The sequence below is a fragment of the Nitrospirillum pindoramense genome (assembly GCF_007827955.1).
GTDB classification, from domain to species: Bacteria; Pseudomonadota; Alphaproteobacteria; order Azospirillales; family Azospirillaceae; genus Nitrospirillum; species Nitrospirillum amazonense_B.
The window spans coordinates 115,051-126,536 of sequence record NZ_VITR01000006.1 but is presented as its reverse complement, the minus strand read 5'-3'; the positions used below and the strand labels follow the sequence as shown (position 1 = coordinate 126,536).

Sequence of the window (11,486 nt, the reverse complement as noted above, 5' to 3'; positions counted from 1 at the left end):
CGATACCAAGGAGCGATGAATGGAAATCATCGCTCCTTGGTATGAGAGGTCACGATCAAATGCCGCGCGTATTACGCCGCCTTGGTGTCCGCCAGGAACGTCTCCACCAGGCCGCGCATCTTCTCCGCCTCCCGCGCCATGGAGGTGGCGGCCATCAGGACATCGTGGGCGGAATGCCCCGTCTCATCCGCGGCGGCGGAAACGCCCTGGATGTTGCGGGTGACGCTGTCGGCGCCCATCGCGGCCTGTTGGGCGTTGCGGGCGATCTCCTGCGTGGCGGCACCCTGCTGCTCCACCGCCGAGGCGATGGTGGTGGCGATGCCGTTGATGGCCTCGATGGTGCCGGAGATGGCGCCGATCGCGCTCACCGCCTCCCGCGTGGCGCCCTGGACGGTGGCGATCTGGGCGCTGATCTCCTCGGTGGCCTTGGAGGTCTGGTTGGCCAGGTTTTTCACCTCGCTGGCGACGACGGCGAAGCCCTTGCCGGCCTCGCCCGCCCGCGCCGCCTCGATGGTGGCGTTGAGCGCCAGCAGGTTGGTCTGGCTGGCGATGTTGGTGATCAGGCCCACGATCTCCCCGATCTTCTGCGCGCTCTGTTCCAGGCCCGCCACGATGGTGCCGGTGTGGGTCGCCTGGCGTACCGCGTCGCCGGCCACGGTGGCGGCATCGGCCACCTGGCGGCTGATTTCCTGGGTGGACGATGCCAGCTCCTCCGTCGCTGCCGCGGCGGTCTGCACGTTGCTGGTCGCCTCCACGGCGGCGGCGGCGACCGCCGTCGCCTGCCGGGTGGTCTGCTCGGCGGAGGCTGACAATGAACTGGCGCTGGCCTGCATCTGGGCGGCGGCGGAGGCCACGGCGCCGATGACCTCTCCGGCCTGCGCGTCGAAGCTGTGGGTCAGGCGCTCCAGCACGGCGGCGCGGGCGACCCTGGCGGTCTGCTCCCTCTCCCGTTCGGCGCGCAGGCGCTCCGCCTCGCGGGCGTTGTCGCGGAAGATCAGGGCGGTCTTGGCGATGTCGCCGACCTCATCGCCCCGCTCCGTGCCCTGGATGGTGATATCCAGCCGGCCCTGCGTCAGGTCCTGAAGATCGCGGACGATGTGGCCGATGGGGGTGACCAGGCCGCGGCGCGCGATCAGCAGGCCTATGGCCATGCCGATGGCGATGCCGCCCACGGCCACGCCGATCACCATGCGGGACAAGTCACGGGCCAGCGTCTGGCCCTCATCCGCCACGGCGGTGCCGTCCTTATCCAACGCTTCCTCCAGGGTTTCGATCTGGTTGGTGAGGGATGTGGCCGCCGCGCGTGACCGCGTCACTTCGTCCAAGATTTCCTGGCGCGCGCTGTCATTTTGCAGGCTGGCATGGCGGCGGCTGACGGCGACGGTGGACCGATATTCCTTTTCATAGGTGCTGAACGCCGACTTTATTTGAAGCAGCGCGGGGCGGTACCTCCCTTCCGCCTGGGCTTCCAAGGCGGTCAACGTGTCATTGAATGCCGCGATGCGTTTTTGCGCGAGGCTTGCCGCCTCATCCACATCCGCCGGGCTCGCGGCCATGCGGTATTCAGCGCGGTTCATGAAGAGGATGTTGGCCCGCAGCTCGCTTGCCTGCTGCAGATTGGTGCCCATCACGTCCAGGCGCCGGGCCATCACCGACAATTTGGACATGCCGCTGTAGCCGGCGGTGGCGATGGCGATGGCGCAAAGCGACATCACGGCGATCACCAAGCAGAATTTAACGATGATCCTGGTGTTTGCGAGCATGGATACACCCATTTAATTGATATTGATTATCTGTCATCCGCCGAATTATTTTTATTGGCGGTGTGTTCGTGTGGTTTTGTTAATTGATGGTGTTTGTTTTAAATTTTAAAGAGCCTAAGTCGCCGCTGCGCCGCCAACAGGGCTTTTCTGCGCTGTCGGGAAACTTGGGCTGGGAATCGGCTGCCGAGTGGGTTCCCGATGAGCGTCAGTGCGGTACGTCACCCAGGAATGGCAACGCTGACGCGGTATCCGGCGTCAGGCTGAAGATGCCGATGGCCGTGGTCGCCGCGTCGCTGTCGCCATGGCGGACGGGCAGGGACAGCAGGCCATGGTTTCGTCCCGAGAGTGTCACCTCGTCATAGGCCGGCCATGACCGCGCGTTGCGCAGGTAGGATATGGAAAACGGCTGGCAAACCGCTGCATCGAAACAATTGGCCAGAATGCCGCCGGCGTTCCACCCGACATAATGCCAGCGCGGCGGCTCACGCCGGAAATCGGCCATGGCCAGGAAGTCGTGATAACAGGGGCAGATGCGATCCAGGAACCGTGACCACGCGGGCAACGCGTCGCCCGCCGCCTTTTCCCGCAACCAGGAAGCCAGGATGTTCAGGTGGCCCGGATGCTCGACGCTTCTGAGATAGGGGGCATGGACCAAGGCCCGCGCCACCACCTCCCGGTCCGTCAGGCGACTCATCACTCCCCCACCACCCAGGCCCCGATGCAACATGATCTCTGTTGCCGGACCAGCATATGGAACGCCCGTCGCCGCCAGCAATTGCGGTCACGGCTGGGCCGGGGCTTCTGCACTCTTGAGCGACATTTCCTGCACGGAGCGGATGGTGCCGTGCCTGGTCGCGCGCCTTGGGCGGGTTATCGCAGGTGCTGGCGGCGATACACGCTTGGCGACAGCGCGAATGCTTCCAGGAAACGGCGGCTGAAGTGACTGGGATTCGCGAAACCCGCCAGGGCGCTGATCTCGGTTATGCTCTTGGTGGAAAAGCGCGCATCGCGGAGCAGCGACCGGGCGTAGTCCAACCGCATGGCGGTCAACTCGCGACCGAAGCTGGTGCCCGCGGCGGCGAACAGGGCATGCAGGGTCCGTTTGGCGATGCCCTGCTGTTCGGCGAAGCGCGAGGGGGTTAGTGCCGGATCATGAAGTGTCTCGCGCATGGCCCGGCGCAGCCGGTTCAAGGTCGCGCGTTGATAACGCTTCATTTCCGGGGCGGTGTGACCGGCCGCCAGCGTCAGAAGCGCTGCGATCTGGCTGGCCACCTCGCCCGGGGGCAGGGGCAAGGTCTCTACCGTTTCCGGCGCCACCTCCTTCAGTACGCTGGTAAGCGCGCGCGCCCAGCCGGTATGGGGGGCGATGCTGGTAAGCGCCAGATCCTCCGCCTGCGGCATGCGGGCGCTGAGCCAGGCCCGTGGCATCTTCAGCGCCTTCGCCTGGGTGCGGGACGTGAAGCGCAGCGAAAACCCCGCCGCCTCGTCCAACAGGATGAACTGTCCGGCGTCCAGCGGGAAATCCGTTCCGGTCGCGTCGGAAACGACGGTGGACCCGCTGTCGACATGCAAGAGGCAAAAGTCATCGACCAGATCGCGGGCGATGTATCGCCGTGACCGGCAGGCCACGTAAGGGTCGACGTCCAGGGCCAGCAGCCGCACAGGTCCCAGGGACGTCGCGGTGGCCGTCGCCTGGAACGATGCCTGGTTTGGGAAATCCAGTAGCAGGCCCGGTCGCCGTGCGCTCACGTCGTCGGCCCAGAATTCCTTGGCGTCACTGGGGGACAATCCCGCCGTTGATAAATGGATGTAAGGCTTCGCGGCGGCGGGGGAAGATGCGGTGGCGGAAGACATGGGAAGGCACTCTCCGACAACCTAACTCGACCAGGGTAATCCCTTAGGTGCAAATATGTGACTTTGCGGAAAGGTCAAGATGGTCGCGTCCCCATAAAGCAAGGGCCCGGGACGCGCAGTCCCAGGCCCAGGCCGTCAATGCCATGCGGGAGGATGTTACGCCGCCCGGGCGTCCACCAGGAACTGTTCCACCAGGCCGCGCATCTTCTCCGCCTCCCGCGCCATGGAGGTCGCGGCGGTCAGCACGTCATGGGCGGAATGGCCCGTCTCATCCGCGGCGGCGGACACGCCCTGGATGTTGTGGGTGACGCTGTCGGCGCCGGCGGCGGCCTGCTGGACGTTACGGGCGATCTCCTGCGTGGCGGCACCCTGCTCCTCCACCGCCGAGGCGATGGTGGTGGCGATGGTGTTGATGGTCTCGATGGTGCCGGAGATGGCGCCGATGGCGGCCACGGCCTCGCGGGTCGCGTCCTGCACGGACGCGATCTGCGTGCTGATCTCCTCGGTCGCCTTGGAGGTCTGGTTGGCCAGGCTCTTCACCTCGCTGGCGACGACGGCGAAGCCCTTGCCCGCCTCGCCCGCCCGCGCCGCCTCGATGGTGGCGTTCAAGGCCAGCAGGTTGGTCTGGCTGGCGATGTTGGTGATCAGGCCCACGATCTCCCCGATCTTCTGGGCGGTCTGCTCCAGCCCGGCGACGATGGCGCCGGTATGGGTGGCCTGACGCACAGCGTCACCGGCCACCGTGGCCGACTGCGACACCTGGCGGCTGATCTCCTGGATGGAGGAGGCCAGTTCTTCCGCCGCGGCGGCCACGGTCTGCACGTTGGCCGAGGCCTCGACGGCGCCGGCGGCGACGGTGGCGGACTGGCGGGTGGTCTGCTCGGCGGAGGCCGACAGCGAGCTGGCGGTGGCCTGCATCTGCGTGGCGGCGGAGGCCACGGCGCCGATGACGTCGCCGGCCTGCACGTCGAAGGTGCGCGTCAGGCCTTCCAGGGCGGCGGCGCGGGCGGCGCGGGCCGCCTGCTCCTTTTCCTGTTCGGCGCGCAGGCGTTCCGTCTCGCGGGCGTTGTCGCGGAAGACCAGCGCGGTCTTGGCGATGTCGCCAACCTCATCCCCACGCTCCGCGCCCTGGATGTCGATGTCCAGCCGGCCATGGGCCAGATCCTGTAGGTCGCGCACGATGTGGGTAATGGGTGTAACCAGGCCGCGCCGGGCGATCAGCATGCCGACGACGATGCCGACCGCGATGCCGGCGACGGCGACGACGACGATCATCATCGTCAATTCCCGAGCGATGGACTGGGCCTGTTGCGCGACGACGGAGCCGTCCTCATCCAAGGCGTCCTGCAGGACCTTGACCTTGTTGATCAGCGTGGTGGCCACGGCGCGGGATTGCGCGACCTCATCCAGGATTTGCTGGCGCGCCGGTTCGTTCTTCAGATCCATGTGCTCACGGGTCGTTGCCGCCGTGGCATCGAACTCCTTCTTGTACGCAGCGAAGGCGGTTTTGATTTCCGCCAGCATGGGCCGGTACTTGTCCTCCACCTCTTGGTCCAGCAGGCCCATGTTTCGGGAGAACTCCGCCACCCGGCCGTCCACGTTCTTGAGGACCTCGTCCGCGTCCTTGGGGTTGGCGGCCATGCGATACTCGCCCCGGTTCATGAACAGGACGTTGGCGTTCAGCTGACCCGCTTGATGCAGGTTGCTTCCCATGACGTCCAGCCGGTGCGTCGCTACCGCCAGCTTCGACATGCCCATGTAGCCGGCCACGCCGATGGCGAGGGCGGCCAGCGCCATGACCAGGATGACCAGGTTGATCTTGGTTAGGATTTTGGCATTGGCCAGCATGGCGTTGGTCCTCGGGCGTCGGTCGGTATCGGCTTGGTATCAGGAATTGGTTAAGGCCGCGTAAAGACCATACGAAGCTTGCCGGGGTCAACGCTGCCATTGGGATATATATTTACTTTCGTGTATAATTTTCTTATCCGCCAGACGGACAGGCTGGACGATACTTATAAGGGAATCTAATCGGCGGATTTGAAAAACTGATTGATTCTGATTTTTCTATCTATATTCCAGATACGGGCTCGAGAAGTCGTGGCGTAGCGAAATGGAGCGCCATTTTTCTGTGATTTTTTCAGATTCCCGTCGCAGGGGACTCCCGCGCCGCGCCGGCGCCGATGGGTAGCGCTGTGATCGGGGAATGTCCCGCCGCCATGGACAGCGGGGCATGGACGGGGCCATGGACAGGGGGCCATGGACAGGGGGAATGTCATTGCCTAAAGTCGCGGCTCCCTTTCCGTAATCCAGTTCATGAAGGCGACGGGTTCCCGCGATGCGCTCCTCCCAGTTTTTCCTGCCCACCTTGAAGGAAACCCCGGCGGAGGCGCAGATCGCCTCGCACCGGCTGATGCTGCGCGCCGGCATGATCCGGCAGACCAGTGCCGGCATCTACGCCTGGTTGCCGCTGGGCTGGAAGGTCCTGCGCAAGATTTCGCAGATCGTGCGGGAAGAGCAGGACGCCGCCGGCGCCCAGGAACTGCTGATGCCCACCATCCAGTCGGCGGAGCTGTGGCGGCAGTCGGGCCGCTATGACGACTACGGCAAGGAGATGCTGCGCATCACCGACCGTCACGACCGTGAGCTGCTGTACGGCCCCACGAACGAGGAGATGATCACCGACATCTTCAAGACGTTCGTGCGCAGCTACAAGGACCTGCCCAAGAACCTGTACCACATCCAGTGGAAGTTCCGGGACGAGATCCGCCCCCGCTTCGGCGTCATGCGCGGCCGTGAGTTCCTGATGAAGGACAATTACTCCTTCGACCTGGATGCCGAAGGGGCCAAGCTGTCCTACCGCAAGATGTTCCTGGCCTATCTGCGCACCTTTGCCCGCATGGGGCTGAAGGCCATCCCCATGCGTGCCGACACCGGCCCCATCGGCGGCGACCTCAGCCATGAGTTCATCATCCTGGCCGAGACAGGCGAAAGCGGCGTGTTCTGCCACAAGGATTGGCTTAACCTGGACGTGCTGCAGAACCCGCCCGAGGCCGGCAGCGACCTGAAGGACTTCTTCGCCAAGTACACCAGCATCTACGCCGCCACGGACGAGAAGCACGACCCCGCCACCTGCGAGGTGCCGGAGGACCAGCTGGTCTCCGCCCGCGGCATCGAGGTCGGCCACATCTTCTATTTCGGCACCAAATACTCCAAGCCCATGGGCGCCGTCGTCGCCGGCCCGGACGGGGAGCCGGTGGCGGTGGAGATGGGCAGCTACGGCATCGGCGTGTCCCGCCTGATGGGCGCCATCATCGAGTCCAGCCATGACGAGAACGGCATCATCTGGCCGGATGCCGTCGCCCCCTTCCAGGTCGGCCTGATCAACCTGAAGGCCGATGACGCGGCGTGCGCCAGCCTGTGCGATGACCTTTACGCCAAGCTGAACGCCGCCGGCGTGGAGACGCTGTACGACGACCGCAACGAGCGCCCGGGCGCCAAGTTCGCCGACATGGACCTGATCGGCCTGCCCTGGCAGCTGACCGTGGGCCCGCGCGGCCTGAAGGCCGGGGTGGTGGAGCTGAAGCGCCGCGCCACCGGCGAGAAGCGCGAGCTGCCGGTCGAGGCCGCCCTGGCCGAGCTGATCAAGGCCTGACCAGGACAAGAAACGGGACGCCCGCCCCTGTCGCGCATGGTAGGAGCGGGCGCCTTTTTTCCGCCCAGAATCACGCGCATTGCCTCATCACTTCCCACCTCGACGGTCCGGCCCCCCGAATGATCTTTTCCGCCTTTGAACGCATGGTCGCGATGCGCTACCTCCGGGCGCGCCGGCAGGAGGGGTTCATCTCCGTCATCGCCGGCTTCTCCCTGCTGGGCATCGGGCTGGGCGTCGCCACCCTCATCATCGTCATGTCGGTGATGAACGGCTTCCGCACTGAACTGCTGAGCCGCGTCCTCGGCCTGTACAGCCATCTGGAGGTGCAGTCGCTGCTGGGCCCGCTGCCGGAAAACGATGCCGTCACCCAGCGCCTGCTGGCCGTGCCGGGCGTCACCGCCGTCATGCCGACGGTGGAGGGGCAGGCCCTGATCACCCAGGACGGCACCGCCAGCGGCGCCTATGTCCATGGCATCACGCCCGCGGATTTCCGCCGTCGGCCCATCGTATCCACCCATTTGGTCGAGGGAGCGGCGGAGGCCTTCGGGGCGGCCACCGGTGCCACGGGGGACGAGGCCAATCTGGGCGATGGTATCGCCATTGGCCGCAGAATGGCGCAGCGCCTGAACCTGCATGTGGGTGACAGCCTGCGCCTGATAAGCCCGCGCTTTAACCAGACGGCCTTCGGGTCGATTCCCCGCGCGCGCACCTATCCCATCGCCGCCATCTTCGACGTGGGTATGTATGAGGTCGACAACAGCTTGATCTTCATGCCCCTGGCGGCGGCGCAGACCTTCTTCGGCGTGGCCAACGGCTACACCTCCATCGAGGTGTTCGTGCAGAACCCCACCCAGATCGATCCCTATGTTCAGTCGGTTGGCCGGGCGGCGGGGCAGGAATACCGCGTCTATGACTGGCGCCAGCGCAGCGCCGCCTTCGTCAACGCCATTGATGTGGAACGCAACGTCATGTTCCTGATCCTGTCGCTGATCATCCTGGTGGCGGCGTTCAACGTCATCAGCAGCATGATCATGCTGGTGAAGGACAAGGGGCGGGACATCGCCATCCTGCGCACCATGGGCGCCAGCCGGGGCATGGTGCTGCGCATCTTCTTCCTGACCGGCGCCAGCATCGGCGTGGTGGGCACCGTCTTCGGCGTCATCCTGGGCGTGCTGTTCACCAAGAACATCGAGGCCATCCGCCAGTTCATCCAGTCCATCATCGGCCGCGACCTGTTCAGCGCCGAGATTTATCTGTTCACCCAAATCCCGGCCAGGCTGGACTGGATGGAGGTGACGCAGGTGGGCGTCATGGCCCTGTTCCTGTCTTTCGCCGCCACCGTCTATCCCTCCTGGCGGGCCGCCCGCCTCGATCCGGTGGAGGCCCTGCGCTATGAGTGACGTGTCCGTCATGGAAAAGCCCATCATCCCGGCCACGGGCGATACCGTACTGGAACTGTCCGGCGTCGTGCGCCGCTTCCAGCAGGCGGGCGCCGTGCTGGAGGTGCTGCGCGGGGCCGCCTGTTCGGTGCGCCGGGGTGAGATCGTGGCCTTGGTGGGGCCCAGCGGTGCCGGCAAGTCCACCTTGCTGCACATTGCCGGCCTGTTGGAGCACGCCGACGGCGGCGTCATCCGCATCGATGGCCGCGACGCCGCTACGCTGGACGACGCCGGCCGCACCGCGCTGCGGCGGCAGACCATCGGCTTCGTCTACCAGTTCCACCACCTGCTGCCGGAGTTCAGCGCGGAGGAGAACATCGTCCTGCCTCAGATGATCGCCGGCGTGCCGAAGGCCGTGGCGCGGGAACGGGCCAAGGAGCTGCTGGCCCAGGTGGGCTTGGCCGTGCGCGGCAGCCATCGCCCGGCCCGCCTGTCGGGCGGCGAGCAGCAGCGCGTGGCCATCGCCCGCGCGCTAGCCAACCGGCCCAGCCTGTTGATCGCGGACGAGCCCACGGGCAACCTGGACCACCACACCGCCGACGACGTGTTCGCCCTGCTGACCCGCCTGGTGCGGGGCAGCGGCACCGGCCCAGGGGGGAACAAAGACGGCTTCGGCGCATTGGTCGCCACCCATAACCTGGATCTGGCGGCGCGCATGGACAGGGTGGTGGAACTGCGCGACGGTCTGCTGGTGGAGTCTTGAGCCAGCAGACCCTGGACCTGCCGCCGGGATTCGACCCCGATGCCGCCTGGCGCTATCACGGCCGCGACTGGTACCGCGACCGTGACGCCCCGGCGGAGCGGGTGGCCGGACCGGCCTTGACCAAGGCTCTGGAATTCGACGGCCGGACCTACCTGCTGACCCTCACCGTGCCCCCCGGCGGTGGCACCCTGGTGATGGGCATGGACAGCGACGATCCCGTGATCCTGGCCCGCGCCCGGCGGGTGGCGTTGCGCATGCTGGGCCTGACGCCGGCGCTGGCCGGGGCCGCCGCCGGGCTGGAGGCGCGGGCGGACCGGGACGCGACGACCGCGCGCCTGGTAGGCGGTCGCCGGGGATACAGGCCGCCGCTGTCGTCGACGGTGTTCGAGGCGCTGGCCTGGGCCATCATCGGCCAGCAGATCAACCTGACCTTCGCCGCCGACCTGCGCCGCCAGTTGATCCTGCTGGCCGGCCGCCGGCACCCCTCCGGCATGGTGGCCCACCCGGACGCGGCGGCGGTGGCGGCCCTGGATCCGGAACTGCTGACCGCGCGCCGCTTCTCCCGCTCCAAGGCGCGCTATCTGGTCGAGGCTGCCCAGGCGGCGATGGATGGCCGGCTGGACCTGGCCGCGCTGGAGCGGCTGGATGCGGACCCGGCGGGCGAAGCGGCGGCCGAGGCGAGCTTGCTGGCCCTGCGCGGCATCGGGCCGTGGACCACCAACTACGTTCTGATGCGCGGCTGCGGCCTGCCCGACCGGGTGCCGGTGGGCGATTCCGGCCTGGCCGCGGCATTGCAGCGTTTCCATGCCATGGACCGCCGCCCCACGGCGGAGGAGCAGGCCACCCTGATGCGCCCCCATGCCCCCTGGCGCAGCCTGGCCACCGCCCATTTGTGGGCCAGCATGGCATAGCCCAGCCGCGCGCCTGCGGCGGGATGTCGCAAAGGGATGGTTCCCTGGAGTCGCGGGTATCGGATGTTCCGTGTCGCACTTGTTGGTTGCGGGCAAGTTTGCAATATAGAAGCGAAATTCAATTTCCGGAATTCGCCCGCGATGCTGCGCCGACATCTGGCCGTCCTGGCTCTTTCCCTTCTGCTGATACCAGGGCCGGCCTTGGCCGGGCCGGAGGATTGCCATCTTCAGAAGGTGGCTGAGTTGGGGGTGCGGCTGGATGATGGGCGGCCGGAGGTGGATGGCGCGCTGAATGGCCAGCCCATCCGCGTCGCGCTATCCACGGGCAGTTCAAAGACCACGCTGACGGAAGCGGCGGCCCAACGCCTGGGGCTGGAGGTGACACCCCTGCCCATGGCCCACAGGGTGCTGACGCCTGGCCGGGGCGTCCGGGAGATCGGGTCCGCTTCGGTGGAAAGCTTGACGGTGGGTGGCTGGCAGGCGGACCATTTGAGCCTTCAGGTGGTCGCTGTTGGCGCCGGGAATGTCGATCTTGTTCTGGGGCAGGACGTCTTTTCCCAGGCCGACGTGGAACTGGACTTCGCCCACAATGCCGTCCGCTTCTTCCAGCCGCATGGATGCGAGGGTGTGCCCTTGGCCTATTGGGCGGACACCTACGCCGAGGCGGGGATGCAGTACGCCCAGGATCCCCGCCGCCGCTTCAGCAACCGCATCTGGGTGCGGTTGAATGGGCATGAATTTCTGGCCCGCTTGTCGACTGGCACCCGCTACAGCACTCTAAGCGACACCATCGCCCACCAGCAGGGCGTTTATGAGGGGGATCCTGGCGTCACCAAACTCGCCATGATCGGGCCGCAGGATAGCGAAAAGTATCCCCTGTCGGTCGGCACCTTCAACAGCTTGGCCATTGGTGACGAGACGCTGAATAACGTGAAGCTGCGGTTCACCCGCTTCAATCCCGACTTCCGGTCCGATCTGGGGCGGCATACGTGGGGCCTGATCCTGGGCATGGACTTCATCAGGTCGCATCGCATCTTCATCGCCAACAGCCAGGACAAGATCTATTTCACCAACGTTTCCCGACCCATTTTCGACACGCAGACGCCCGATACCGAAGTGACGCCTGAGCGTTGAGCCAGCCGCCCCTGCTTGCGAGGATCGTCC

At 66.1% G+C, this 11,486-nt stretch carries 9 protein-coding genes; 5 read left to right on the top strand and 4 right to left on the bottom strand.

The features are described 5' to 3' along the window. Window positions 1–71 precede the first annotated feature (71 nt). The 4 genes from FBZ90_RS11420 to FBZ90_RS11405 form a co-directional block, all read right to left on the bottom strand. Window positions 72–1,763, bottom strand: a complete 1,692-nt coding sequence (locus FBZ90_RS11420) for a methyl-accepting chemotaxis protein (protein ID WP_186455749.1) — start codon at window positions 1,761–1,763, stop codon at window positions 72–74. A gap of 205 nt (window positions 1,764–1,968) precedes the next feature. Beyond that, entirely contained in the window at window positions 1,969–2,457 is a 489-nt protein-coding gene (locus tag FBZ90_RS11415; protein ID WP_145732184.1) for a hypothetical protein, read from the bottom strand. Between the two features lie 176 nt (window positions 2,458–2,633). Next, window positions 2,634–3,617, bottom strand: coding sequence for a helix-turn-helix domain-containing protein (locus FBZ90_RS11410; RefSeq protein ID WP_145732182.1), 984 nt, complete (start codon window positions 3,615–3,617; stop codon window positions 2,634–2,636). A 156-nt stretch (window positions 3,618–3,773) separates the two neighbouring features. Beyond that, window positions 3,774–5,465, bottom strand: a complete 1,692-nt coding sequence (locus FBZ90_RS11405; protein ID WP_145732180.1) for a methyl-accepting chemotaxis protein — start codon at window positions 5,463–5,465, stop codon at window positions 3,774–3,776. Window positions 5,466–5,952: 487 nt separating this feature from the next. Between FBZ90_RS11405 and proS the strand changes: the two genes are divergently transcribed. From proS to FBZ90_RS11380, 5 genes are all read left to right on the top strand, one after another. Further along, window positions 5,953–7,269: a proline--tRNA ligase gene (proS, locus tag FBZ90_RS11400; protein WP_004273351.1), complete on the top strand. Its 1,317-nt coding sequence runs from the start codon at window positions 5,953–5,955 to the stop codon at window positions 7,267–7,269. Between the two features lie 119 nt (window positions 7,270–7,388). Beyond that, window positions 7,389–8,669, top strand: coding sequence for a lipoprotein-releasing ABC transporter permease subunit (locus FBZ90_RS11395; protein WP_145732177.1), 1,281 nt, complete (start codon window positions 7,389–7,391; stop codon window positions 8,667–8,669). Further along, a complete protein-coding gene (locus FBZ90_RS11390; protein ID WP_246130334.1) occupies window positions 8,662–9,411 on the top strand; it encodes an ABC transporter ATP-binding protein in 750 nt (249 codons plus the stop codon). Before FBZ90_RS11395 ends, FBZ90_RS11390 begins: the two co-directional genes overlap by 8 nt. Next, on the top strand, window positions 9,408–10,322 hold the full coding sequence (locus FBZ90_RS11385) for a DNA-3-methyladenine glycosylase family protein (protein ID WP_145732175.1): 915 nt from the start codon (window positions 9,408–9,410) through the stop codon (window positions 10,320–10,322). The genes FBZ90_RS11390 and FBZ90_RS11385 overlap by 4 nt, the downstream gene beginning before the upstream one ends. A 141-nt stretch (window positions 10,323–10,463) precedes the next feature. Then, a complete protein-coding gene (locus tag FBZ90_RS11380; RefSeq protein WP_186455748.1) occupies window positions 10,464–11,456 on the top strand; it encodes a pepsin/retropepsin-like aspartic protease family protein in 993 nt (330 codons plus the stop codon). Window positions 11,457–11,486 lie beyond the last annotated feature (30 nt).

Bases quoted from the DNA above. Each gene is read 5' to 3' on its own strand.
- FBZ90_RS11420 (WP_186455749.1), bottom strand. From the start codon at position 1,763: ATGCTCGCAAACACCAGGATCATCGTTAAATTCTGCTTGGTGATCGCC.
- FBZ90_RS11390 (WP_246130334.1), top strand. From the start codon at position 8,662: ATGAGTGACGTGTCCGTCATGGAAAAGCCCATCATCCCGGCCACGGGC.
- FBZ90_RS11380 (WP_186455748.1), top strand. From the start codon at position 10,464: ATGCTGCGCCGACATCTGGCCGTCCTGGCTCTTTCCCTTCTGCTGATA.
- FBZ90_RS11410 (WP_145732182.1), bottom strand. From the start codon at position 3,617: ATGTCTTCCGCCACCGCATCTTCCCCCGCCGCCGCGAAGCCTTACATC.
- FBZ90_RS11405 (WP_145732180.1), bottom strand. From the start codon at position 5,465: ATGCTGGCCAATGCCAAAATCCTAACCAAGATCAACCTGGTCATCCTG.
- proS (WP_004273351.1), top strand. From the start codon at position 5,953: ATGCGCTCCTCCCAGTTTTTCCTGCCCACCTTGAAGGAAACCCCGGCG.
- FBZ90_RS11395 (WP_145732177.1), top strand. From the start codon at position 7,389: ATGATCTTTTCCGCCTTTGAACGCATGGTCGCGATGCGCTACCTCCGG.
- FBZ90_RS11415 (WP_145732184.1), bottom strand. From the start codon at position 2,457: ATGAGTCGCCTGACGGACCGGGAGGTGGTGGCGCGGGCCTTGGTCCAT.